This window comes from Xanthomonas vasicola pv. musacearum NCPPB 4379, assembly GCF_000277895.2.
Taxonomy (GTDB): Bacteria; Pseudomonadota; Gammaproteobacteria; order Xanthomonadales; family Xanthomonadaceae; genus Xanthomonas; species Xanthomonas vasicola.
In genome coordinates, this window is record NZ_CP034655.1 from 3635969 (window position 1) to 3661855 (window position 25887).

The 25887-nt window shown below is 62.4% G+C and carries 17 protein-coding genes and 6 pseudogenes; 6 read left to right on the forward strand and 17 right to left on the reverse strand.

The window, feature by feature from the left end; translation table 11 throughout:
• Positions 1-66: 66 nt before the first annotated feature.
• From KWO_RS16810 to KWO_RS16825, 3 genes are all read right to left on the reverse strand, one after another.
• On the reverse strand, positions 67-453 hold the full coding sequence (locus KWO_RS16810; protein WP_010377878.1) for a bleomycin resistance protein: 387 nt from the start codon (positions 451-453) through the stop codon (positions 67-69).
• Between the two features lie 25 nt (positions 454-478).
• Positions 479-814 carry a hypothetical protein gene (locus tag KWO_RS16815; protein ID WP_010374520.1) on the reverse strand — a complete coding sequence of 112 codons (336 nt, stop codon included), beginning with the start codon at positions 812-814 and terminating at the stop codon, positions 479-481.
• Positions 815-1236: 422 nt separating this feature from the next.
• Positions 1237-1656 carry a hypothetical protein gene (locus KWO_RS16825; RefSeq protein WP_010374524.1) on the reverse strand — a complete coding sequence of 140 codons (420 nt, stop codon included), beginning with the start codon at positions 1654-1656 and terminating at the stop codon, positions 1237-1239.
• Positions 1657-1885: 229 nt separating this feature from the next.
• On the opposite strand from KWO_RS16825, the gene KWO_RS16830 reads away from it, so the two are divergent.
• From KWO_RS16830 to KWO_RS16845, 3 genes and pseudogenes are all read left to right on the forward strand, one after another.
• Positions 1886-2044 carry a DUF2256 domain-containing protein gene (locus KWO_RS16830; RefSeq protein WP_010374525.1) on the forward strand — a complete coding sequence of 53 codons (159 nt, stop codon included), beginning with the start codon at positions 1886-1888 and terminating at the stop codon, positions 2042-2044.
• A 293-nt stretch (positions 2045-2337) separates the two neighbouring features.
• Positions 2338-2800 (forward strand): annotated as a pseudogene (locus KWO_RS22620) (hypothetical protein).
• Positions 2801-3352: 552 nt separating this feature from the next.
• Complete coding sequence (locus tag KWO_RS16845; protein ID WP_026113115.1) at positions 3353-4375, forward strand: Kelch repeat-containing protein; 1023 nt, start codon at positions 3353-3355, stop codon at positions 4373-4375.
• A 100-nt stretch (positions 4376-4475) separates the two neighbouring features.
• Here KWO_RS16845 and KWO_RS16850 read toward each other — a convergent pair whose 3' ends face one another.
• The 14 genes and pseudogenes from KWO_RS16850 to KWO_RS16925 form a co-directional block, all read right to left on the reverse strand.
• Entirely contained in the window at positions 4476-5225 is a 750-nt protein-coding gene (locus KWO_RS16850; protein WP_010377872.1) for a TetR/AcrR family transcriptional regulator, read from the reverse strand.
• A 212-nt stretch (positions 5226-5437) separates the two neighbouring features.
• Positions 5438-6090 (reverse strand): annotated as a pseudogene (locus KWO_RS16855) (aldehyde dehydrogenase family protein); the annotation flags it as partial.
• Positions 6077-6522 (reverse strand): annotated as a pseudogene (locus KWO_RS16860) (TorF family putative porin); the annotation flags it as partial. The pseudogenes KWO_RS16855 and KWO_RS16860, both read right to left, overlap by 14 nt.
• 83 nt (positions 6523-6605) lie before the next feature.
• Positions 6606-7052, reverse strand: coding sequence for a DUF2147 domain-containing protein (locus KWO_RS16865; RefSeq protein ID WP_010374538.1), 447 nt, complete (start codon positions 7050-7052; stop codon positions 6606-6608).
• A 551-nt stretch (positions 7053-7603) separates the two neighbouring features.
• Positions 7604-8610: pseudogene (locus KWO_RS16870) on the reverse strand (SMP-30/gluconolactonase/LRE family protein).
• 210 nt (positions 8611-8820) lie between these two features.
• Entirely contained in the window at positions 8821-10008 is a 1188-nt protein-coding gene (locus KWO_RS16875; RefSeq protein ID WP_407830804.1) for an endo-1,4-beta-xylanase, read from the reverse strand.
• A 583-nt stretch (positions 10009-10591) separates the two neighbouring features.
• Positions 10592-11647: a hypothetical protein gene (locus KWO_RS16890; protein WP_026112077.1), complete on the reverse strand. Its 1056-nt coding sequence runs from the start codon at positions 11645-11647 to the stop codon at positions 10592-10594.
• A 398-nt stretch (positions 11648-12045) separates the two neighbouring features.
• Positions 12046-12923 (reverse strand): annotated as a pseudogene (locus KWO_RS23415) (hypothetical protein).
• A gap of 585 nt (positions 12924-13508) precedes the next feature.
• The gene (locus tag KWO_RS16905; protein ID WP_017112403.1) at positions 13509-14354 is read right to left on the reverse strand and encodes a hypothetical protein; all 846 of its coding nucleotides are present in this window, start codon (positions 14352-14354) and stop codon (positions 13509-13511) included.
• On the reverse strand, positions 14258-15895 hold the full coding sequence (gene uxaC, locus KWO_RS16910) for a glucuronate isomerase (RefSeq protein WP_017112404.1): 1638 nt from the start codon (positions 15893-15895) through the stop codon (positions 14258-14260). Before uxaC ends, KWO_RS16905 begins: the two co-directional genes overlap by 97 nt.
• Before the next feature lie 40 nt (positions 15896-15935).
• On the reverse strand, positions 15936-16913 hold the full coding sequence (locus tag KWO_RS16915; RefSeq protein ID WP_010376986.1) for an endo-1,4-beta-xylanase: 978 nt from the start codon (positions 16911-16913) through the stop codon (positions 15936-15938).
• 64 nt (positions 16914-16977) lie between these two features.
• Positions 16978-17433, reverse strand: coding sequence for a hypothetical protein (locus tag KWO_RS22630; protein ID WP_159102187.1), 456 nt, complete (start codon positions 17431-17433; stop codon positions 16978-16980).
• Positions 17430-18421 (reverse strand): annotated as a pseudogene (locus tag KWO_RS16920) (endo-1,4-beta-xylanase). The gene KWO_RS22630 and the pseudogene KWO_RS16920 overlap by 4 nt, the downstream one beginning before the upstream one ends.
• 9 nt (positions 18422-18430) lie before the next feature.
• Entirely contained in the window at positions 18431-19744 is a 1314-nt protein-coding gene (locus KWO_RS16925; RefSeq protein ID WP_026113116.1) for an MFS transporter, read from the reverse strand.
• 456 nt (positions 19745-20200) lie between these two features.
• Here KWO_RS16925 and KWO_RS16930 point away from each other — a divergent pair, with 456 nt between their 5' ends.
• The 3 genes from KWO_RS16930 to KWO_RS16940 all read left to right on the forward strand — a co-directional run bounded on the left by KWO_RS16930 (position 20201) and on the right by KWO_RS16940 (position 25789).
• A complete protein-coding gene (locus KWO_RS16930) occupies positions 20201-23134 on the forward strand; it encodes a TonB-dependent receptor (RefSeq protein ID WP_010376993.1) in 2934 nt (977 codons plus the stop codon).
• Positions 23135-23232: 98 nt separating this feature from the next.
• Complete coding sequence (locus tag KWO_RS16935; RefSeq protein WP_010376995.1) at positions 23233-24720, forward strand: MFS transporter; 1488 nt, start codon at positions 23233-23235, stop codon at positions 24718-24720.
• Positions 24721-24754: 34 nt separating this feature from the next.
• Positions 24755-25789: a glycoside hydrolase family 43 protein gene (locus KWO_RS16940; RefSeq protein ID WP_010376997.1), complete on the forward strand. Its 1035-nt coding sequence runs from the start codon at positions 24755-24757 to the stop codon at positions 25787-25789.
• Positions 25790-25887 lie beyond the last annotated feature (98 nt).

The window sequence follows — 25887 nt, forward strand, 5'->3', positions numbered from 1 at the left end:
TGACTTCTGTAATCGACCCCACTCCTTTCAGCACCAAATAATCAGCCTAGTTGGTGGATATAACACTCAGCCTCTAATCACCTGCCCGATCCGCAGCAGATTGCCGCTTTCATCGACAATGGCGAACTCACGCATGCCCCAGGGCTTGTCGCCGACCGGATCGAGCCGTGGAATGCCGCGCTCAGGCAGCGCGGCGACCTTCATCGCTGCGTGGATGGCATCCACATCGCCCACCCGGATGTAACAGCCCGCATAACAGTCGACCGGATCCAGGTCCGGATGCGCGAAGAAATGCAGTTCCACATCGCCAAGTCGCAGAATCGCGTAACCCGCATCGTGCGGATGCGCATCGCCGACGAAGCCGAGTCGCCGATAGAACGCCACCGTCTGCGCGATCGAACGGCTCGGCAGTGTTGGGATGGTTTGCGCGTCTACGTTGATGCTGGTTTCCATCGCCAAGCTCCGTCGGGTCTAAGCGTTAGAGTCGCACGCTGGCAACGACAGTTGCACAGCCAGTTTGTCTGACATACCAACTCAGCTGGCGCAGATAGCCGCCAATACAGCAGCTGAAAACGTAACCCAACGCCAACACCAGCTTACCGCCCCATCCCATGCAACTCTCACGGCAACCAGGCATCAGCCTACCCAGCACCACCGCACCAAACTGCCCTGCCAGCACATAGGCGAATAAATCCAGACCCAGCGTATCCAGCATTGGCACCAGCGCTACGAGTTCCGGATTCGAAGCGATACATGCAATGACCACCGCGGTCAGCGCGAAGAGTAGCTTGCGGTTCCATTTGATTCGCCACATCTTAGAGAGCTCCCAAGGCACCAACCACGACTAAATTTTTCGAAAGGACCAGGCCGCTCTGGCTCTTATCATTGATGGACTCGTTGCCCTATTGCCGTACCCCGGCCACAACTCAGAACTTCGATCTGTCTATTTGGCGAGCAACTGAAAACTTGATAAAAAATAATACCGCCATAGGTGGAATCAAACATGCCACGCCATAAAGCCACGGGTTCTTACCCATTCCCTTTGCCGCTCTTGACATGAACCATGCAACCAAAGGCATCACAGCCCACAGGACCAAAATCGGCACGCTATCGTGGTAGCCGTTTTCTGCAAGGATAGGTGCGAGAAGAACAGACCCCAGTAGCCCGAATAAAAAATAACCGCGGATCGACCGAGATTTTTATCAAAATTCTGCATGACTGTAGATACCAAGTCCGTTAACTGATTGCTTTTGGATTAACATCACGATTTTGGGCCATATGCATCAATACCACGACCAGCAGCGCCAGAAAGCTCAACTCCCAAACGTAGAAGGCTGCACCCACATGGTCGATGATGACTTCATGCCCGGCTTCGTTCTTTAGATAACGGGTGGCACGAAAGGTATCCACGCCGACCAGACATGCCAAAAGCAGCTGGCCAAATGCTGCTCTATCAGATTTGAAGACGTAACAGAGCCACGCACCGAAGAACAGCAGGTTGCCTAACCAGGCGAAGCATTGGCCGTCGAGTACCTGGATCCAGCCGAACATGAGGAGCACCACACCGCTCACTTGCTCGGCACCGCCATGCAGCGCAGGAAGATAGAGTGCGGCAACGTACAAAAGTGCCGACACGACCAGCAGAGATGCTTTCACGAACGTCCTTGTTTGAGATGGTGAGCGTGTACAGTTAGCGCTTTCCGGTATCGGACGCCAAACCGCTGCCTGCGGACTATAACAAAGCGCGTGCGCTTGCATCCCAACGCCATGTCCCGCTGTGTGCTGGACCTTTGCTTGCATGACGTCCGAGACGGAGTTCTGCATTCAACGTCCCTATGACATGCTTGCACCCGTTCACCAACACATGCTTCAGATCCTTCGACCTATGGCGATGCGTAAGAAACAGGATCTACCGGAGAAGGTCTGCGTGCAATGCGGGCGGCCGTTTCGTTGGCGCAAGAAGTGGGAGCGTGTTTGGGATGAGGTGAAATACTGCTCGGACCGATGCCGCGGCGACAGCAAGCGTCACCGCTCCACGCCTTAGTCGGCATTCCCGCAGAGCGGGCCGCCTGCTACACGTCATGAGCATTAGCTGCACACCTCCGAGCGCAGCATATAGTGCCCACTGCGCTTTACCGATACCGCTATTTCTTTGCTGCACGTTTGTTTGTGGCACTGGACTTGGCCGCGCGCTTGGTCGTGCTGCGCTTGCTCGCCACCGCCATGTTGTCCACCAGATTGGGATAGGGCCGGCCGGCAGCGTTGGCGCGCTTGCGTGCCTGAGTCTTCTGTGCCAGCGACAGTGGCTTTGAGCGCGAAGCGCTCTTCGGGCTGGGCGTGTTCCAGGGCGCGGACGTCTTGGTTGCGCGCTTTTTCGCAGCGCTTGCTGTGGACGTGCTCTTTTTCCCCGCACTGCGCTTTGCCGGCGCTTTCTTGGTCGCATTTTTCTTTTTGGTCGCGCTGCTCGTTGTTGCAGCTTTCTTGCTTGCCTTCCTTGCGACCGTCGATGATGGCGTCTTTCTAGCGCGGGTGCTCCCGGCCGCAGCTTTTTTCGTGGCGCGCTTTGTCGTTGTGGCCTTTTTCGCAGCAGCTTTTTTTACTGATTTCTTTAGCGCTACTGCTTTTGCCACAGCTTTCTTGGTTGCGCTCTTCTTCGCTGCGGCCTTCTTTACAACAGTTTTTTTTAGAGCCATTTCTGCTGCTAGCGCCCTGCTTCGCGCTTGCCTCCTGCAGACGCGCGTACAAATGCGCTGCCCAACGCTGGCCTGCATCGCCGCCCCACAGCAACCAGGCGATGTAACCAGCCGATGGCGCCTTGGCATCCGACCATCCCTTGCCGTTCTTATCCACGCTGTGCCGCGCGAAGTAAGAACGCATACGTCCAATGGTCTGTGCGGAGAGCGACGTTTGCGCAGAAAGGTCACGCGCACGCGCCACACCGATCGCGGTACCGCCACGGCCATGCTGCTCGCGCAGGCGAAGTCCACGCGCTGCCGCAGCGGCAACGCTCTTGGGCGGCGTTGTCGCCGAACGGGGAATTGTCGAGGAATGCGCCACACCGATCTCCTGCCATTGCGATGTCTGTCGTGTTCGCATCTGCGGTGCTGCTGAACGTGAAGAGCCGGCGTATGCGCGGCCGCGTGCAAGCAATGCAGGGCACTGCGTTAGATAAAGCGCGCTGCGTAGACGGCACGCACCCAGCAGTGCAGATGGTCGACCACTGCCATCGTCGGTCACGGCAACACGGCACTGTCCTGGTCGCTACATGCATGGCGGCTCTGTCCGCTTTCTGCTGTTTCTCTGCGTTGATAGGTGAGTAGACTGGCCGCTCTCGGTAACCAAGGGAACACCGATGCATCGATTGGCAACGTCTTTGTGCGCGATGTTCCTGCTCGTCGTTACCGCGGGCGTGCTTGCCAGCGGTAGGGCGAATGACGTCGAACAAACTGCATCGACGCGCAAGCTGCAATGGCGCCCAGCGCCATCGCAGGGCGAGCCGCACGCACGCCATGAAAACAGCATGGCCGCAATCGGCGATCGCCTGTATTTATTCGGCGGTCGTGGCGAACGCCCGCTGGATATTTTCGATACCCGCACGCGACGCTGGTCGCATGGCAGCGCACCGCCGTTGGCGGTCAACCACGCGCAGGCTGCGGTCTGGACAGGCAAGCTCTACTTGGTGGGTGGATTCACTGGGGACTATCCCAACGAAGCATCGTTAACGCATCTGCTGATCTACGACCCTGCCACCGACCGCTGGCAGGTGGGTGCGGAGATTCCAGCCGATCGCCGCCGCGGTTCGGCCGGCACCGTCGCGCACGATGGCGTGCTGTATCTGGTGGGTGGCAATACGCGCGGCCACAACAGCGGCTACGTGCCGTGGCTGGATGCTTTCGACACGCGGACCCAGCGCTGGACGCGCCTGCCCGATGCACCGCATGCACGCGATCATTTTCAAGCGGCGGTACTCGCCGGCAAGCTCTACGCAGCCGGCGGGCGCAGGTCTTCGCACGATACCGGCGACACGCTGTCGCAAACGATCCCGCAGCTGGATATCTACGATCTTCAGCAGGCGACCTGGTCGGTGGCCGATGCCACGCTGCCAACCCCGCGTGCGGGCGCGGCGGCCATCGCGCACAACGGCCGGATCATGCTGTTAGGCGGTGAAAGCACCGCCCAGGTCGCCGCGCATGCGGATGTGGAGTTCTACGATCCGGCCACTGCGCGTTGGGACACTGGCCCCGCCTTGCCGCGCGGCAGGCATGGCACGCAGGCGGCACAGGTGGGCGGTGATCTCTACATCGGCGCAGGCAGCGGCAACCGCGGCGGCGGACCGGAACTGCAGGATCTACTCGTGTTGCGGCCGGTACCCTGAGCGCCGCGGTTGGCGTTCGCTTGCGTGCGGCGCTCGGTGCCTGCGGGCAGTCGCGTTGCGACGCTGAGGATGCGTCTGGGCGCGCGCCTGGCGTGCACCGTCACTCAGCGTGCGTTGAACGACGTGCCGCCGCTGTGCGGCGTCGCGGCCGTTCCACGGTGTCATCCTTCGGCGCATCGGACGTCGCATGACGCAACTGCTCGATGTGGCCGGCGATCATCGTGCCGACTGTCTCGGCCACCGCCCGGCTACTTAAGCGCACGTCGAACAGCAGCTCCACGGTCGCATAAATCAAATCCACCACGATGCGGCTGACCAGACGCAGCTGGCGCGAATCGGCATCGGAAAAGAAATCGGAAAGCATGCGCACCTGCGCCTTGGTGACCTGCGCGTGCGAATCCAGGCGCACCTGCTGCAAGGCCGGCACCGCGCGCAGCGCGCGCAGGATCCACACCCCACCCTCGGTCGCCTTGGTCACCCGGTAGGTGTCCAGCACCAGGCCAGTGAGCGCCTGCTGCACCTGCTCGCGCGAACCGGACATCGCCTGCGGCGTGATCCACTTGGGCACCAACGCGTTCTGCCGCTGCATCAGCCGCGTGCCGAGTTCGGACAGCAACGCGTACTTGTTGGGGAAGTAACGGTACAGGGCCGGCGGCGTCAGCCCGGCATGCGCGCACACCAGATTGGTGGACAGCCGTTCCACCCCGACATCGCCGAGCAATTGTGCGGTAACCGCCAGGATATGTTCGTAGGTCTCGGTCGCACGATGCTGGGCCGGACGCTTGTTGCCGGTCAGCCTGGGCGCGGGCGCCTTGACCGGTGCCTGCGGACGGGACTTGGTCGTGGACATGGGCAGGAAATTCCTCGAACACAGAGTGATGCGTCGGCCAGACCACCGCGATTGCACCTGAGCCGTTGCGCCGCCGCTGCATTGCGCCGGCCAGGCGGCGTCCATCGTCCGCAGCAGCGTTATGCCACCGCCAAGTCGTGCGCCTGCACGACCGGTGTTTGCCATCAACACATCATACGCGTTGCGCCGCGGGCGATCCGTGCCGGCGCGCGTTATCGGCGAGCCAGCCAGGCGGTCAATGCGGTGGCCAGGCGCTGCTGCCATCCCCGATACGGTGGAAAAAATGCACGCGCGGTGAGCAGAGGGCCGCCGCGCAAGACCGCTCGTTCGTGCGAAAACGCCTTGAATTCATGCACGCCGTGCGCACTGCCGATGCCCGACTGGCCGATGCCGCCGAACGGCAAGCCGGTGTGCATGAACTGCTGCAGGCAATGATTGACCACCACGCTGCCGGAACTGCTGCGCGCCAGCACGCTGGCGACCTGCGCGGCATCGTTGCTCCACAGATACAGCGCCAAGGGCTTGGCGGCGCCATCGAGCCGGGCGAGTACATCGTCGATGTGGTCGAAGGTCACCACCGGTAAAACCGGGCCGAAGATTTCTTCCTGCGCAACGCGCGCCTGCTCTGGAACATCGGCCAACACGGTTGGGGCGATGAAACGCTGCGCCACGTCGTGCTCGCCGCCGGCCACCAACTCGGCACCGGCGGCGCGCGCTTCGTCGATCAAGGTCGCCAACCGCGCCGCATGGCCGACATGGATCGTGCGCGCCAGGTCGGGGCTGGCGGGCACCGCTGCCGCAGTGCTGCCATAGCGCTACGGCAGCGCTGCAGCAGCGCGGTGCGGACCTCGCGATGCACGAACATCGGTCGGCGTGCCGGTTTCAAGGTCGATGCTGTGCGGCGCCATGAAGCGTGCCCCCGGGAATCGCTCGGTGGCCAGGCCCACGCCGGCGTGCCAGCGGTCCGGATCGCCGAAGCGATAACCGCCGGCCAGGGTGACGCCCAAGCCATCGCCATTGACGAACTGTTTCTTGCTGACCCTGCCACTTCCAGCAGCGCAACCAGCCCGCTGGCGTGGACGAACTGCGTGCTCCACGTGGCCGAGGGCCGCAACAGCGAATCGGAGATGCCGCGCGTGCGCTGCTCGCTCATCAGCTTGAGTTGGTTGTCGAACTGATAGGTGGCCACGGACCCTTCGCTCGCGGTGCCGGTTTGCTGGGCCTGCGCCGGCAGACAAGCCGCACCCTGCAGCAGCAACGCACACGCGACGACTGCGCTGACGTGGATCTTCGCCATCTGGATTCCCCCCGGTAGATGTAAGTGAGGACCGACGCGAGCGCGGCGGTGGATGCTGCGCGGTCGTACCGCGCTGGCCGCAGCTAGTCGCTAGCGCACACCCGCGTGGACGGCAAGGTCTGCACGCGCGTGAACAGCATGTTTTCGCCCAGCACCTCAGCGCCGATGAAGGCGCGCAAGGTCAGGCTGGCGCCCTTGCTGCGCAGCGTGGCCTTGTAGCGCTTGCCGCTGCGCGGATCGAACGCCCAGCCATCGCGCCAGGTGCCGTTGTCGTCGCGATCCAGGCGCGCGATCTGCACGCCACAGGTGTCCTTCGGCGTGTCGGCGTCCTTGTCCCACACAATCCGTCCGCACACCGAGCTGGCCGCATCGCTGCAGGGAGCGAAGGCGATCACCGCATCCTTGGCCGAGGTGAGCCATAAGCCCTGTACCGGCGAGGACGCGGCCGCCATTGCAGGCATCAGCGGCAGTGCCGCTAAGAGCACGCACGCCAGGGGGCGCAGCAGTCGGGAAAGGCCAACTTCGTTCATTGCCGCACCCCGCGGGCAAGCCGCTCAGTAGTGAAAACTACCGTATAGCGATGATTATCTTTTTCGCAACAGCCTCGAGCGTGGCGGCTGCGTAAACAGCGCCGCGCCTTGTCGCAGCAAGGGTTGCTGCGATCGGCACGGTCTGCAGCGGCTAGAGGGCCCGGCTGTTTTGACGCGGCGCACCACGGTTGTGGCTACCAGCGGTTGTTGGGACCGCGAGATGTATGGCCCTGGTGCGCGGGCGCTGCACTCGGGTACCGGTGGAGCAGGCATGCGGACGCGCGCTACACGTAAGGCACGCAAGGGGGGGCGTCGCTACCGGCGAGGACGCTGCGTATGTGTGGATCGTTTGCGGGAAATCGTCGTGGCCGCCGATCCATGGCTGCAACGGAGTGGCCTGCGACCAAGCCACGCCTTACAAAGCAGTACGCAACGCAGCCGACGAAGCGGCTGCACGAAGCGATCCGCGCTGCCGTCAAATGCGAGCGCCGTTAGATGCTTGGTGGTTTTTCAGCCAGGGCACGGCGATGCCGCGGCATCGCCGCGCTCGTCTAGCGCACGAACTGCAACCCCAGCGACTTCACCCGCACGCGCGTCAGCATCGCGTGCGAGGTCATGTACAGCGTGTGGCCATCATTGCCGAAGGCACAGTTGGAGACCGCATCGCCGGTGGCAATGCGGCCAGTCGCTGTCCAGCTGGGTTGAACACGATCACCCAGCCGGGGCCGGTGGCGAACAGCGTGCCGTCGGCGGCCACGGTCATGCCATCGGGCAGACCCGGAACATCCTTGGCAATGAGATCGGACGCATCGGCAAACACGCGCTTAGCGGTAACGGCGCCCCGCGCATCGAGCGCGTACGCCATCCAGATCGGGCGTTGCGGATCGGAGTTGGAGACGTACAAGGTGCGCGCATCCGGCGACAGTGCGATGCCGTTGGGAAAGCTCAAGCTGTCGTCCAGCAGATGCACACTGCCATCGGTGTCCAGGCGATAGACGCCGTTGAAGCGCAACTCCTTGACCGGCGATTTATCCAGGTCTTTCAGCCCGTACGGCGGATCGGTAAAAAACACCACACCGTCATCGCGACGCACGACATCGTTGGGGCTATTAAAACTGTGGCCTTCGAAAGCGGTCGCAAGCGGTGTCTTCTTGCGCGTGCCAGAATCGGCAAGCAGCACGGTGCCGCTGGGCTCGGCGTACAGGCCATTGGCGCCGGCTTCGCGCAGCGTCGGCAGTTCCGGGCCGGTGTAGCCGGAGGGTGACAGCAAGACCGACAGGCCAGCCTCCTCCGACCAGCGATACAGCTTGTTTTCCGGTACATCGGTGAATAACAGGTAGTCGCCGTTGCGTACCCATGCCGGGCCTTCGGACCAGGTAAAGCCTTCGGTGAGCTTCTCGATGCGCGCATCGCTTGCAACCACATCATTGAAGCTGCGGTCGAATGTCTGCAGCTGGCCGATGGCCGGAAAACGCGGCGTCGGTGGGGTCTGCTTGGTGCATGCAGCAAGCACCACCAGCAACAGGACGGCCAACAACAGATAAGGCGGCAAGCGCATCGGTCAGTCCTGTCTCATGGTTGAGGAATGATGCCATCATGCGTGTGCACGCTACTGCGTCGCGCGGCAATCAATCCGTCGTACGCTTCCATCAGCTGCATGGACGGCACCCAGAAGCCGCAGTATCGCGCAACATCCACTGAGCAGCGGCAGCGCTCGCGTGGCGATAAGCGCGGTTGCATTACCAGCGTCTCTTAGGTGCAGCAAACGCTAGCGTGCGCCCGCCTCCGCGGGCACCGCCAGCACCGCGTCGAGTGCCGGCTTGGGCTGGCGCTCGCGATCGAACAGCAAGGGATAATTGATACGCCCCGGCACCGGATAATCGTTCTTCCATGACATGCCGTCGCTCACACCCCACGCGCTGACGCGCGCGAGTTTGTCGCGCTTGCGCCAGAACAGCACGAACAGTTCGGCGTAGCGGTCGCGCAACTGCGCCTGCACAGTGGCAGGCAAGCCATCGCGATACGGATCGAGAAAGCGCTTGAATTCCGGCAATTGAAACTGCTTGTGCGCCATGCCGGTGCCGATGACCTGGCCCTCCTTGGTAAGCGGCAACACGTCGATGTCCAGCTCGGTGATCATGACCTTGACGCCGAGTGCGGCGTACGCATCAATCGCATCTTCGATATCGCGCAGACTTGGGTAATCCAGCCCCCAATGGCCTTGCATGCCCACGCCATCAATGCGAACGCCGGCTTGCTGCAGCATCTTGACCATGCGCACGATGCCGTCGCGCTTGGCTGGCCGCCAGGCGTTGAAGTCGTTGTAATAGAGTTGCGCATCTGGCGCATAGCGCTGCGCGAAGGTGAAAGCGTTGCGGACCACGGTGTCGCCATTGCCAACACGCTGCACCCAGTTAGTCGAACGGTAACTGCCGTCTTCGTCGATGATTTCGTTGACCACATCCCAGGCCTGCACCTTGCCGGTGTAGCGCCCTGCCACCGTTTCGATGTGCGCACGCATGCGCTCTATCTGCTGTGCCGGCGTATTGGGTTGACCACCGGCGGTAGTGAAAAACCAATCCGGCGTCTGGTTGTGCCAGACCAGGGTGTGACCCACCACAAACATGTGCTGCGCGCGCGCGAAATCGACAAAGGCATCGGCGGCTGCGAAGTCGTTGACGCCACGACGCGGCGCCACCACTTCGGCCTTCATGACATTCTCGGGCGTGAGCGCATTGAAGTGGCAAGCGACCAAGGCCGCAGACACAGCATCGTGGCCGGACACAATCTCGGTATTGACGGCCGTGCCGATCAGGAATGCATCGGCATAGACCTGCCTAAGCGTTTGCGCCGGACACGGCGAGGTAGCGACCGACGAAGGCGCAGCGGTGGCGATTGCGATGTTGCCCACCACGCCGGCCAGCAACAAAAAGGACAACCGGCGACGTGCGGACATGGCGGCAGGCTCGATCAGGAAAGGGACGGTGCACATGGCTGGAACGCAGCGACACACGGAAATGCATCCGTCAGCCGCGGATGCGCAAGCCCATGGCACAGCTCGGCTGCAGCACCGGGCAGTAATGCAGCATAGTTGCTTCCGCTCGCGATGGCAGCACCGATCCGCGTCGAAAACAAAAAATCACCGAACGTCCGTGGTGGCCTCGATCATGCCACGGCAGTTTGCGCATCTGCGGCAATCGCTTCATGGCACAGCAATTAAGGCAGCGCCTATGCTATCGAGAGCGCATGCACAGCATCGAACGATGCAGGGTGTCGGTTGCCAAAAACACTGTCCGCACACACACGGCTTGCCGGATGGTGGCGCAAGGATTGCGTTGTGTGAAGCACTACGCAGCAACGCACCTGTCGAAATGGTCGAGTTGTGCAGTTCGGGATGTTCTGTTTGAAGGTCTCGGTGATGTTGCGCACGCAGATTGGGTACTGCGCACGCACCAACTCACGCTGCAGACAGCGCCCGGCAGCCACGGCAACGAAAAACGCCCGGCAAGGCCAGGGCCTTGCCGGGCGTCACACGCGCGTCAGTTGCTTTCGGTAAAGGTGATGGAAGGCGAGGCACCACCAGACGCGGTGCATTTGCCAAGCGTGAGGTTGTTCTCTTGCGCCGAATAACCGGCGTTGGGACCCAGGCACCTCGGAGCATTGGAGGTCCCATCTTTGACGGCCACGTTCACGGTGACATGCGAGCCCGAATTGAACAACACCAGCGGGTGGTCACTGCCGTTGCCGAATATATTGAACTCCGAGCGCCGCCAAATCCTGTTGATGTTCAGAGTGTCGGCGTTTTGACTCACGCTGTAGGCCCTGCCGTTGATCGAGAACGTCACGGTGTCCACGCCGCCCGCGGTCGCCGAAGCGCTCATCTTGATGCTGCCGATCTGCGAGATTGGAACCAGCGGCACAATCACCCCATCGCTGGTGCTATAGCACGCGTTGTAATCGAAGGTGGAGTAGGAATTCCAACCAGACGGGCAGCCCTTTGCCTCAAATTCCTCGGCATTGCCGGCATAGAACCAGTTCTCGATAAAGATGACCGGCGTGCGGCCGTTGATCGGGTCGCCGTCGTAGTCGGTGGAGTAGAAGAACTGCTGCCAGGTCCAGCACGAGGAATATCCGAACTGTGCGCAGGTGACAGCGTTCCTATCGAGATTGGTGTTGATCTGTAGCGAATAGTCGGCCACGCCAGTGGCCACGCCAGTCACGCTCGGGAATGTTCCCAACGTCGATTGGATAAGCTGGCGTGTGCCTGCAACGTAGTCGACACTGTTACCGGCGGTCAGCGCCGCATCGGTGCGCGCGGTGATGGTGCCATCCTTGTGGACAGTGATGGCCGGCGGCCTCGAGCGCAGCTTTGGCGAGGGCACGCAGGCGGTTGCCTGCCAGCCATTGTTGGGGAACGACGAACGGAAGCATCCCTCCATCGTGGGAGCTTCCTGCCGGATCGTCGTTTCCCAGGACGAGATCGCCGCGGTGCGGCCCGCCGATGCGCTCGCCGCAGTTTGCCCGGTTTCCGCTGCATTAGCCGTGCTTGCGATGATGCAAGTGGCAAGCAAGAGCTTGGCTCCGATATTCATCATTTGCGTTCCTGGTGATGGGTTGAGCGCTGGATCATGCTCGTCAGCGACGCGGCACGACGGCCAAGCCGGAAGCGATCTGCGCGTTGGCGAAGGCGCCGATAAGGCGGTATGTACAAGTCGGCTTCCATCACAAGCATGCTGCGATGCAGTGCAATCTGCGACCCGCTGGGTCCGGACTGCGGCACCGATATCGGAGCGATGCGGCTATCGACGGCGATAAAGGCGATAGACATGTTTCAGCAGCACCGCGCGCGAAGGCACGGCACGCGTGATCCGCAGACGTAGCGCATGCCACGGGCACAGCGCAAGCATCGCTTCATAGGACGGCTAAAACGCATACAACGACAAACGCCCGGGAAGGCCAAAGCCTTCCCGGGCGTTGAGCACGCATGCGTCCTTTAGTTGCTTTGGGTGAAGCTGATGCGCGGCGACGAACCACCCGAGGCGGTGCAACTGCCGAGGGTCAGGTTGTTCTGCTCAAACGTGGTACCGGCGTTGCCCAGGCACGTCGGCGCATTGGTCGTGCCGTCGTTGACGGCCACGTTCACTGTGACACTCGAGCAGCGGTTGAACGACACCACCGGATTGTCGCTGCCATTGCCGAAGATATTGAACTCGGACTGCCGCCAGATCTTGTTGATGTTCAACGTGGAGGCGGGCTGGTTCACGCTATAGGCCTGGCCGTTGACCGAGAACGACACCGTGTCCACGCCACCAGCGGTCGCCGAGCCGGTCAGCTTGATGCTACCGATGTTCTTGACCGCGACCAGCGGCGCACTCACCGCGTCGCTGTTGCGATAGCAGGCGTTCTGGTCGGGATAGGCGTTCCAGCCGGACGGACAGCCCACCGAGTTGTACTGCGAGCTGCTGCCGGCCAAGAACCAGTCCTGGATGAAGACGACCGGGGTACGGCCATTGGACGACCGGGGTACGGCCATTGCTGGCGTGCTGCGTAATCGGTGCCATTACCGACCGTGAAGACGCCATCGGTACGTGCGGTGGTGGTGCGGCTGTTGCCATTGGTGACGGCCGGCGGTACCGACACGAGCTTCGGGGGCGCCGCGCAACGCGTCGCCTGCCAACCGTTGTTCGGGAACGCCGAGCGGAAGCAACCCTCCATCGACGGCGCTTGCTGATGGATCGTCGCTTCCCAGGACGACATGGCCTCGGCACGGCCGGCGGCGCTGATGGCCGATCCCTGCGTCGCGGCCCCTGCGCTGGCGACACTTCCGATGATGCAGACAACAAGCACTGACTGTAATCCGAACTTATTCAGTCTCGCTCCTTATGAAAGTGTAGTAAACGACCTTCCTCGCACGGCCGGTCCCGCGATGCGCAGTCATGAAGAGGCATACGGAAAAGCGAAGTCGACCGTTCGCAAAAAGCGACAACTATGGGGCCCGTCACGTTCTTTTGTTAAGCACGCATCCGCACGGCGTCGATGCTGCGTTACGGCACCGGCAATCGGAGTCGCCGATGCGTTCACTGCGGGGTGCTGCCATGTCAGTGCCGCTGGTCAACCGCCGGGGTTTGCATGGGCACCGTCATGGGCGCCCGTAAACCTGCGCACTGTCACGCAAGTTTTGTGACGGATCAGCTTTGAAGAGGGATTGCCCGCCAGAGTCGGCTGGTTCGGCCGTGGACAGCGCACGGCGCCCTTGGGTTCACGCCTTGCTGCCACTGCCGATGCTCGCGGGTTGCGCATCCCTGTGATTGGCGCATGGGCCGCACCTACCAATCGCTGCCCACGACCACAGGCTAGCGTCTATGCCAGCTGGAAGCAGGGCTCTGCGGCGATGGGAAGCTACCAGAATGACAAACGCCCGGAAGGCCAAGGCCTCGCCGGGCGTTTGCGCAGGCGTCAGTTGCTCTGGGTAAAGGTGATGGCAGGCGATGCCCCCCCAGACGCGGTGCAGCTGCCCAGCGTCAGGTTGTTTTGTTCGAACGTCTGGCCGGCGTTGGGACCCAGGCAGGTCGGCGACCTGCGCGTACCGTCGTCGACGGCCAATTTCACCGTCACTTGCGAGCCGGAGTTGAACGAGACCAATGGAGCGTCGCTGCCGTTACCGAAAATATTGAATTCGGAGAGCCGCCAGATCTTGTTGATGTTCAGCGTATGGGCGTTCTGGCTGACACTGTAGGCTTGACCGTTGATCGAGAACATCACGGTGTCCACACTACCGGCGGTCGCCGAGCCGCTCAGTTGGATGCTGTCGATCTTCGAGACTGGCACCAGCGGCACCTCCACCCCATAGCTATTGGTGTAGCAGGCGTCCTGTTCGGGATAGTCATGCCAGCCACCCGGGCAACCCTTTGCCTTGTATTCGGCCGTGCTGTCGGCATAGAACCAGTCCTGGATAAAGGCGACCGGCGTGCGGCCGTTGCTGGGATCGCCGTCGGAGTCGGTGGAATAGATGAACTGCTGCCAGGTCTCGCACGAGGTATAGCCGAACTGCACACAGGTGACGGAGTTCTTGTCGAGGTTGGTGTTGATCTGCAGCGAATAGTCCTCCACGCCGGTGGTCACGCCGTTCACCGCGGGGAACGATCCCACCGCCGAACGGGTGCGCGAGCCGGTGCGTGCGGCGTAGTCGACGCCGTTACCGACGGTCATCGTACCTTCGGTACGCGCGGTGATGCTGCCATCCTTGCGGTGAGCGATCGCTGGCGGCCGCGAGACCACCTTCGGCGACGGCGCGCAGCGCACTGCCTGCCAACCGTTGTTTGGGAACGACGAACGGAAGCAGCCCTCCATGGCAGGCGCGTCCTGCCGCAGCGTCGCCTCCCACGCCGACATCGCCGCGACGCGGCCAGCGGCGTCGATCCCCGCGGACTGGGTGGCGGCCGCTGCACTGAAGACACTTCCGAATCGATCGCCACCTCGGTCGCCTCGTCTTCTTCCAGCCGATGCTCGGCGACGAGTTTGGCGAGGAAGGCGCTATCCACGCGCCGCGCCACATCGTGCCGCGCCGGAATCGACAGGAACGCGCGGGTGTCGTCGTTGAAGCCCACGGTGTTGTAGAAGCCGGCGCTGGCCAGGGTCTGCTCGCGGAAGCGCCACATACCCTCGGGCGCGTCATGGAACCACCATGCGGGGCCGAGCAGCAGGGAGGGGTAATGGCCGGCCAATGGTGCGAGTTCGCGGCTGTAGCTGGTCTCATCCAGGGTGAACACGATCAAGCGCAAACGCGGGTCGTTGCCATAGCGATCCAGCAATGGCTTGAGCGCATGCACGTAGTCGGTGCGCATTGGAATATCGGCGCCCTTGTCGCGTCCGTAGCGCTCGAACAATGCCCGGTTGTGATTGCGGAAACAGCCCGGATGCAGCTGCATCACCAGGCCATCGTCCAGGCTCATCGCCGCCATTTCGGTCAGCACCTGCGCGCGGAACAACTCGGCCTGTTCCGGCGTGGCCGCACCGCGCACCACCGTGTCGAACAGGCGCTGCGCTTCGGCCGGCGATAAATCGGCGGTGGCCGCTCTGGGGTGTCCATGGTCGGTCGAGGTGGCACCGTGCGCTGCAAAAAACGCACGCCGCTGCCGATGCGCGCGCAGGTAGCCATTCCAGGTCAACACATCCTCGCCAGTGAGTGCGCCGAACTGCTGCAATGCACCGACAAACTGCTCGTGTTCCGGGTCCACCACCGGGTCGGGGCGATACGCCGTCACCACCCGTCCCTGCCAACCGCTGGCGGCAATCGCTGCGTGGTGGTGCAGGGGATCCAGCGGCGATTCGGTGGTGGCGATCACCTCGATATTGAAGCGCTCGAACAGCGCTCGCGGCAGGAAGCCCGGCGTCTGCAGCGCAGCGGTGATGTGATCGTAATAATGGTCGGCGGTGCCGCCATCGAGACGAATACGTAGATCGAACACGTCATGGAACACATGATTGAGCCACAGCGCCGACGGCGTGCCGCGCAACAACGTGTAGTGCTCGGCAAACACACGCCACGCCGCACGCGGGTCGACTGCTGCGCGGGTTCCATCTGCGCGCCGGATGCCAAGGGCATCGAGGTCGATGCCCTGGCTGTACAACATGCGGAATACATAGTGGTCCGGCACCACCAACAGTTCGGTGGCGTTGGCGAACGGTGCGTTGGTGGCGAACCAGGCCGGGTCGGTGTGGCCATGCGGGCTGATGATCGGCAGCGTTGCAACCTGTGCATACAGGCGGCGGGCGATCGCGCGCGTGCCGGGATCGGCCGGCAGCAAACGATCGGGATGCAAGGACAACACGGAAGAACGCATGATCGATATCAGCCCTATGGACAAGAGGTAGGAAGCCTGGTCAGGGCTTGCTGGCAACGTAGCTGCGTAGCCAGGTCAACGCCGGGCGTTCGCTGCCGTCGTAATTGATCAGATAAGCACCTTCATTTTCGCGCCATAGACCGTGACGGAAACCCCACAGGTTCACGCCACGCACGGCTGGGTGCTCCCAGAACATTGGGAAGAAGCGCTGCCAGGCTGCCAACTGCTGAGCGTCGGTACGCCCATCCAGGTCGAACTCGGTGATGTAGATCGGCAGTCCGGTCGATGCCAGCAGGTCGAGGTTGGCACGCTGCACTGAAACTGGGGGGCCGTTGCTCGACAGGTGCCCCTGGATACCGATCGCATCGATCAGGCGCTCTTGCTGCAGCAGCTGGATGGTGTGCAGGTACAGCCTGGCTTGGTCGTTGTACTCGGTGACGTTGTAGTCGTTGATCATCAACTTGGTATGGGGGAAATACTTGCGTGCCAGGCGGAACGCCTCAAGCACCCAGTCCACGCCGGTCGCCCCGGTACCGCCCAGTGCCCGCATATAATTGCCCGAATCGGCGTGGCGATTGTCCGGCTGGTTGTGACCCGGCAGCGTCTCGTTGGCCACCTGCATCAGATCGATGTCGGGGTAGCGCTGCGCAATCGCGGCAAACCAATGCTCGATCGCCGCAAGCTGCTCGTTTGGCGACAGGTTGCTCACCCACGTCGGCTGCTGCTCGCCCCAGAGCCCGCAATGGAACTCGAACTGCATATGGTTGCGTTTGGCCAGCTGGTAGGCCTGGTCAAGCGGGCCCCAGTTCATCTGGCCGCGCACGGCTTCGACGCTGCCCCATTTGCCGGCATTTTCTGGAACGTCGCCATCCCAGTCATTGGTGAAATCCTTCGCTTGCGACGGACTGTAATCGCTGCCCAGGATGCGCTGCTTGCCGGCAGCGATGGGCCCGGCAACAGCGGACGCACAGGCGCCCAGCAACAGCACAAGCGTGAGCGGGTAACGTAGTTTCAACATGTTGGCATCCTCGATAAGTGAGCAAAGCAGCCACGGAAAGGACAGGTGCGCTGACGTGCGTCCGCTAGACGCCAAAGTGCAGACTCCTGGAACCGCGTCTAGTCCGGTTGCTCGCGCCGGCTGCGTCGTGACACCAGGCGGTGCACCACCGCCAGCGCCAGCGCCAGCGCCAGCGCCAGCGCCAGCGCCAGCGCCAGAATCTAGGCAGCACCCACCGTAAAAATATCGAAATGTAGCTGCCGATGGCCTGCAAAACGAAACCAATGAACGGTGCGATCACGATGGCGCCGAGGCTGTCCATTCTTGCGACTGCATGACAAGCAAGCAGGTCAGAAAGCAGGTCAGAAAGCAGCTTAAAAGGACATGCCGACCCGCCTTGGTGTGCGGCAGTGGTCAGCGCGGTCAGCGCGGCTATTTGCCACACGGTGCATGCAGCCAACACGATGACGTGCGGGCATCGGCATAAGGTCAGGACACCAGACAAAGGTCTGTGAGCGCGGCGCGCATCAGCAATTGTCATGGCGCAGGTGTACCGGGATGGGCAGCAACGTAATCGCGCAGCCACGTGAGCGCGGGACATTCGGTGCCGTCGGTGCGGATCAGGTATGCAGCTTCCTTGTCGCGCCATAAGCCGGGCCGAAAGCCCCACAAGGTGATGCCATGCGCTGCCGGGTGTTCCCAGAACACCTGAAACACCCGCTTGTAGTCGGCCAGCTGCTGCGCATCGGTCGGCCCGTCCGGATCGAACTCGGTGATGTAGATCGGTAGTCCGGTGGCGGCCAACGCATCCAGATTGTCGCGATGCACCGACATCGCAACCTCCGACGTGGTCTCGAAGGCATGCTTCTGCACGCCGATGGCATCGACCAGGTTCTCACGCTGCAGCAGCCGCACGATCTGCAAATACTTCTGCGTGGCCTGCGCGCTATTGGTGATGCTGTAGTCGTTGATCATCAACTTGGTGTTCGGAAAAATGCTGGCGCGCAAGCCGAAACGATTGCAGCACCCATTCCCAGCCGCTGTCGCCGCCCCCCCAACGCCTGCAGATAATTGCCGCCGCCGGTATCGGCCTTGCTGGGCGGGTCGTTAAGTGGCTTGTTCACCACCTCAGGCAATGCGATATCCGGGTAACGCTGCGCGACGGCGGCATACCATTGCTCGATCTCGCGGCGCTGCTCGGCCGGCGGCAAGGTCTTGATCCATTCCGGCTGCTGGTTACCCCATACCATGACATGCATCTGGAACGGCTTCTGATTGGCCTGGGCGAACCGGTATGCGGCATCCAGCGTGCTCCAATCCATCTGGTCGCGCACCGCCTCCACGCTGCCCCATTTGCGGCCGTTTTCCGGGGTGAGCTTGTTCCAGTAATGCGCAAACCCCGGCACCTGCTGCGCGCCGTACGCGCTTCCGAGGAACTTGGACGCCGTCGCTGCCAGAGGTGCCGCGTGTGCAGGCGCGACCATGTCCGCCGCCATCAACAACCCCCGTGTTACTGCGCGCATGTGCATAAGCTCACCTCAGGACGATGTCGGCGCTGGACCGGCAGGCAACCGCGCCGGCTCCAGCCGCGGCACTAGCGTGTGTACGACGGCCAACGCCAGCAGGTAAGCCGAGCCTGCCATCAGAAATACCGGCACGTAGCTGCCGGTGGCCTGCAACAAGAAGCCGATAAAGGTGGCGATCAACATGCCGCCCACCGCACCGGCGAAGCCACCGATGCCCACCACGGTGGCAACCGCATGCCGCGGAAACATGTCAGAGGGCAACGTAAACAGATTGGCCGACCAACCCTGGTGTGCGGCCGTGGCGAGGCCGATCAACGCGACCGCCAGCCACAAGTTGTCTGCACGCGCGGCGAACACAATAGGCACGACACAAATGGCGCAGATCAACATTGCGGTCTTGCGTGCGCGATTGACGCTCCAGCCACGCGCGATAAAGCGCCCGGCCACCCAGCCACCGGCGATACTGCCGATATCGGCCAGTACGAAGATCACGATCAACGGTGCGCCCAACTGCAGCAGGCTCAAACCGTATTGGGCATGCAGGAACTTCGGCAGCCAGAACAGGAAAAACCACCAGATCGGGTCGGTGATGAGCTTGCCCAGCACAAACGCCCAGGCCTGCCGATGCCGCAGCACCTGCAACCACGACAGCCGGCGCTGCACCGGCTCATGCGCATCGTTGCGAATATGTGCCAACTCTGCGGCCGACAACCCGGGTTGTTGCTCGGGCGGGTGATAACTGAACCACCACACCGACAGCCAGGTTGCACTAAGAACACCTGTGAACAAGAACGCCGCCTGCCAGCCCCAGGCGGTGGCGATCAAAGGCACCAGCAATGGGGCCACGATAGCCCCGATATTGGAACCGGAATTGAAGATGCCGGTAGCCAATGCGCGCTCGCGGCGCGGAAACCATTCGGCCACGGTCTTCAGCGCCGCAGGAAAATTGCCCGATTCGCCCAGGCCCAGAAAAAACCGCGCAATCGCAAAGCCCACCACGCTGGTGGCCAAGGCATGCCCCATTGCTGCCAGGCTCCAAATGCCAATCGCCATCGCATAGCCGAGCCGCGTGCCGAAGCGGTCGATGACTGCCCCGCTACACAGCAACCCCAGCGCATATGCCGCCTGGAATGCGGTGACGATGTAGCCGTACTGGATTTCGTTCCAGCCGATTTGCGTCTGCAAAAACGGCGCCAGCACGCCCAGCACCTGGCGATCCACATAATTGATGGTGGTGGCGGCCAGCAGCAAGGCGCAGACCCGCCAGCGCACCCGGCCGAGCTTTACCGATGCAGTGACAGGCGCGGCGGTGGGCACCTCACTCATGTGCGAGGCCTGCGCAACTGCGCCGGAGCGCATTCAGCCCGCACGTTACACGGCGCATGCCTGCGTGCGCCGGCCAGTTGCCAGCGGGGCGCGCCACTGCCGCGTTCTTCGGTTCGACTCATCGACCACTGCACCTGCACGAAGGTGGCTTTGCGCCACGGGTGATAGCGCTACCATTACCACGGCCACGCGATAAATCCATCGCGCAGTGCAGCACTGCGCCACCGTATGTGGGCGCCTTGGCAACATTGCGCGCCTGCGCCGGCGCCTTGCCGCTCTGCACGCGCAACTATGCTGCCCTGCAGCGTGATGTTGCGAATTTGTTAGCGCTAACATCGAGCGCGCTGATCGTCCATCTCCCCCATCGCACCATCGTCGCGCCGCACACCGGCAGCGGCACTCCCTGCGCAGGGGCGATGCGTGGGACATCTGCTACCTGTTAGGGAAGGGATTACGGTGAAGAACAGCTACGCACGAACCGCGTTGTCCTGCGCGTTGGGATCCACCCTGCTGAGCATGGCTAGCACTGCCGCCTGGGCACAGTCCGTTACGGCCGACAGCGCCGCGCAAACGCCACCGCCTGCTGCCGGCGACACCGATGCAGTGAAGCAGCTCGATACCGTCACGGTTTCCGGCTACCGACGCAGCATCCAGTTCTCCACCGACGCCAAGCGCGATTCGGTGGGCTTTGCCGACACGGTGTTTGCCGAAGATATCGGCAAGTTTCCGGACATGAACATCGCCGAGTCGCTCAACCGTATTCCCGGCGTGCAGCTGGCGCGCGACGTCAACGGCGAAGGTCTCAACATCGCCATCCGCGGCCTGGGCACCAGCTTCACCAAGACCACGCTCAACGGCGCCAGCATCGCCACTGCTTCGATCGGCCTGAACGCGCAGAACCAGAACCGCGAAGTCGATCTGAATCTGTTTCCCACCGAATTCTTTACCCAGCTCACCGTGAGCAAGACACCGACCGCGAGCATGCTCGAAGGCGGCGTGTCCGGTGTGGTGGACATGCGCAGCGCGCGCCCGTTCGACCGCCCTGGCGTGCACTTTACCTATCAGGCGCAGGCGGACTGGAACAGCACCAGCGAAAAAACCACGCCACGTGGCGCTTTCATGGGCAGCTGGACCAATGAAGCAGGCACCTTCGGCGCCTTGTTTGGGGTGGCTTCGGTGCGCAGCAAACTCGGCGTGCGTGGCTTCGAGAGCGTGGGCTCGACCAATCCCGGCCTCACCTACACCCAGTGCGGGCTGACTCCGCCGGCGGGCACGCCGGCCACCAATCAACCCACCGCGTGCAACGTCAATGGCGGCGGCAACTGGCGCATTCCCGACACGGCGCCCGCCACCGCCGGCAGCGGCCTCACCACCGGCGAAACCATCGATGCCGCCTGGCTGCTGGCACGCAACCCAGGCCTGAGCATCGACCAGATCAGCGATGCGCTGATCCCGCGTCTGGGCCGCCGCGTTTACATGAGTGGTGATCGCGACCGCGATGCGTCGGTGATGTCGCTGGAATGGCGCCCCTCCGACAGCATGCATTTCTACCTGGACACGCTGTACTCCGAAGCCGAGCGCACCACAGAGCGCATCAGCATGAATCTGATCGGCCGCAACGGCAACATGATCCCGCTCGGCATGCAGCTGGATCAGAACAACGTGGTGACCAGCGCCAGCTTCGCCAATGCGCAGTATTTTCTGGAAGCGCGCCCGTACCATGAAAACGTCAAGTTCTGGAGCGTCAATCCTGGTGCGGAACTGCTGTTTGGCGCCGAGCAGGACATCAAGCTCAATGTGCAGGCCAATGCCACCCGTAGCTGGCTCGCGCGCGAATCGCCCAGCATTCTGATCACCTCGCCGTTCACCACCGTCGAGTACCGCAACGAAGGCGGCGACCGCCCCAGCATCACCAGCCCGCTCGATCTCAACGACCCCAATCTGGGCTGGGGCTGGACGGGCGGCCGGGTCAATATCCAGAACGAAAAGCGCCAGACCGAAACGCGCGGCGCGCGCGCCGATCTGCAGTTCGGCGAGGACAAGCGCAACGTCAAGATCGGTGCGTCCTACGACATGGCCGAGCGCACCATCCGCGGCTTCGACAACAGCACCGCCTGGGAACAGGTGGTGTGCCGCGGCGACGGCGGCAACGTGTGCAATGGCGGCGCCGGCTCGGCAATCCCGAACTCGGCCCTGGCCAGTTATCTGAAACCTGGCCCGGACGGCTTTATCACTGCCGACTTCTCCCGCTTCCTGGCCGACACCAACTACTACGCGCTGCGCGATGCCGCACCAGAGAGCAACTCGGCCAACACCGGCGCTTCGACCGGCGGCATCCGCGAAAAAAATCTGGGCTTCTACATCGAGACCAATGCCGAAGCCGAGGTCTGGAACCGCACCATGCGTTTCAACGCCGGTGTGCGTTATGTGACCACCGACCAGACCATTACCGGCCCGGTCACCATCAATGGTGTCCGCAGCGTGCAGGTGCTGGATTCGGGTTACAAGGAAACCCTGCCCTCGTTCAACGTGGCGTGGGACGTGGCCGACAAGGTGGTCATGCGCCTGTCCAGCTCACGCACGCTGACCCGCCCCGATCCCAGCGCGATGCTGCCCAACACCAACTTCAGCGATCCTTCCGCGCAGACCGCCACGCAGGGCAATCCGAACCTCAAGCCGTATCTATCAACCAATGTGGATTTCGGCGGCGAGTGGTACACCGGCGGCGAAGGCTATGTGGGCCTGACCCTGTTCAACAAGCGCATCACCGGCTTCACCGTCAACGGCATCCGCCGCATTCCGTTCAACGAGCTGGGCGTGAGCTACGACACCCTGTTGCCGATCCAGCAGGCCGGCCTGGCCCAGCGCGGCGGCCCCAATGCGGCCACCGTGGATGTGCAGACGCAGGTCAATGCCGATGGTGTGCTCAATATCCGCGGCACCGAGGCCATCTGGGTTCAGCCGCTGGACAAGCTGTTCGATGGCCTGGGCTTCAGCCTCAACTACACCCACGTCAACCAGCAGTCCGAAGGCGAAGGCGTGCCGGCGGTAGCCGTCGGTGTCGCACCCAACCTCTGGAACGGGACCGTCTACTGGGAAAAGGATGCGGCCTCGATCCGCCTGTCCTACACCTGGAACGACGACATGGTGATCTCCGGCGCCAACCAGAACGGCATTCCGTATGCGCGCCTCAACGCCGACGCGCGCGGCCAACTCGATATGTCGGCGAGCTACGCACTGGATTGGCTGCCGTCCAAACCGCAGATCACGCTCAACGTCACCAATATCACCAACGAGCCGTTGCGCACGACCTTCGCCTGGCCCAACGCCACCTACGATCTGTACGAGCCCGGGCGCACCGTCATGCTCGGCATCCGCGGTACCTTTTGAGTGTTGTCGTCATCGGTCGCCGTTCCTCCCAGCGGCGACCGGTGACGCAATGCGCGCCGCGGCGTTTTCCACGGCCTTCTTCGAGTCCGCCCCACCTCATGAACGATCGGTCACAGCAGCTCTCCGTGCGCGAAAAGATCGGCTACAGCCTGGGCGACCTGGCCGCCAATCTGATCTTCCAGACGCTGGTTACTTTTCTGGCGTTTTTTTATACCGATGTGTTTCGCATTCCTGCGGGCGTGGCGGCCACGTTGATCTTTGTGGTCGGCATGCTGGGCGCGTTCGTGTTCACACCCATCATCGGCATCCTGGCCGACCGCACCCGCACCCGCTGGGGCAAGTTCCGCCCATGGATCCTGTGGACAGCGCTGCCCTTCGGTGCCTTGTCGCTGGCCGCCTTCAACACGCCCGCGCTTGGCGAGCAGGGCAAGATCGCCTACGCGTTTGCCACCTATACCTTGCTGATGCTGGTGTATGTGGCCAACAACCTGCCGTATTCGGCCTTGAGCGGCGTGCTCACCGGCAGCATGGAACAGCGCAACAGTTTGTCGGCGTATCGCTTCCTGGCGGTGACCTTTGCGCAGTTCATCATCCAGGTGCTGCTGCTGCCGTTGGTGTTGATCCTGGGAAATGGCGACAAGGCACAGGGCTTTCGCAACACCATGGCGCTGTTCGCGGCGGTCGGCACGCTGTGCTTTTTGATCACCTTCTTCACCACGCGCGAGCGTGTGCTACCGATCAGCGAACAACGCAACAGCGTGCGCCAGGACCTGACCGATCTGGTCCGCAACAAACCCTGGCTGGTGATGCTGGCGCTCACCATCCTGGTCTTCATCAATCTCGCCATGAAGGGCGGGATGTACATCTACTATTTCAAGTACTACCTCGACGCCAACGCGTTGACGCAGTTTCTCGATCACGCCGGCTTCAACCGCTTCATCGGCGGGATCAACAGCGTGCTGACCGGCGCCGGCATGAGCGCATTGCACTGGCCGCAGGACGCACCAACTTCCGCATTTAGCATCTTCAGCGCCGGCGGCATCCTGGCGATGATCGTGGGCATCGGTTTTTCCAAACGCCTGGCCGACCACTATGGCAAGCGCAATGTGTTCGGCGGCGCGCTACTGATCTCCACGCTGTTCCTGCTGGCGTTCTACCTGTACCCGCCGAATGCCATCGGTTGGGTCTTCGCCTCCTATGTTCTGCACGGGTATTTCTACGGCATCACCATCCCGCTGCTGTGGGCGATGATCGCCGATGTGGCCGATTACTCGGAATGGAAGAACCACCGCCGCGCTACCGCGATCATCTTTTCGGCGATGTTGTGCGGCTTGAAGATCGGCCTGAGCGTAGGTGGCGCACTGGTCGCCGGCATCCTGGCGTTCTATGGCTACGACGCCGCACTGCCGCAGCAAAGCGCGGCAGTCACCAATGGCATCCGCCTGGCCATCAGCGTGTACGCCTCGCTGCCGTTCCTGGTCGGCACGGCACTGCTGGCGCTGTACGAAATCGACAAAGCGCTGGAAACCCGCATCGAACACGAACTCGGCGTGCGCCGACAAACCGCCACGCTCGCCACTCTCTGACCTCCCCTTTTTTCCTTTATGCACAGGTACGCGCATGTCCGATGAGCTGCAAACCGCTGCACTGCAGGTCCTGGCGCGCACCGCCATTTCCGCACCGCTGGTCACCCATCTCTACACCGCCGACCCGTCCGCACATGTATTCGACGGTGCGTTGTATATCTATCCCTCGCACGACATCGATGCCGGTGTGGCCTTCAGCGATGATGGCTCGCATTTCGACATGGCGGACTACCACGTGTTGCGCATGGCACACCCGGGTGCAGCGGTGGAAGATCTTGGGCAAGTGCTGCACGTGCGCGACGTGCCATGGGCGCAGCGGCAGATGTGGGCACCGGATGCGGCCCAACGCAACGGCAAGACCTATCTGTATTTCCCCGCCAAACGCGCCGATGGCATGTTCCAGATCGGCGTAGCGGTGGGTGACCGCCCCGAAGGTCCGTTCGTCGCAGAGCCACAGCCCATCGCCGGAACGTATTCGATCGACCCAGCCGTGCTTGCTGCCGACGACGGCGCGCACTACCTGTACTTCGGCGGCATCTGGGGCGGCCAGCTGCAGCATTACCGTGACAACGCGTATGCGCAGACGCATCAGGAACCGGTGGGCGACGCACCTGCACTCGGCCCACGCGTAGCGCGCCTGCATGCGCACATGACCGAACTGGCCGAACCCGCCCGCGAAATCCTCATCCTCGACGAATACGGCCCCCCCCTCCGCGCCGACGACCATGCCCGCCGTTTCTTCGAGGGCCCCTGGGTCCACCAACACGCCGGCCGCTATTACCTGTCGTATTCCACCGGCGACACCCATCTGATCTGCTACGCCACCAGCGACTCACCTTACGGCCCGTTTACTTATCAAGGCGTCCTGCTTGCACCAGTCGTGGGCTGGACCACGCATCACTCCATCTGCGCGTTTGAAGACCAGTGGTATTTGTTCTATCACGACAGCGTGCTCTCCGGCGGCCAGACGCATCTGCGCAGCATCAAGATGGCGCCGCTGGAACATGCTGCAGATGGAACGATCGCGATGATTTATCCGTATGGGGAAGAGGCGGTGTCGCCTTGGTAAGTGCTGTTGGGCAATGTCTCCTGATATCCATGCAGCCCTTATCGGTGGACCGCAGTGATGGAAGAAAAGTCCTTTCACCTCGACGCTGCAACGCACCG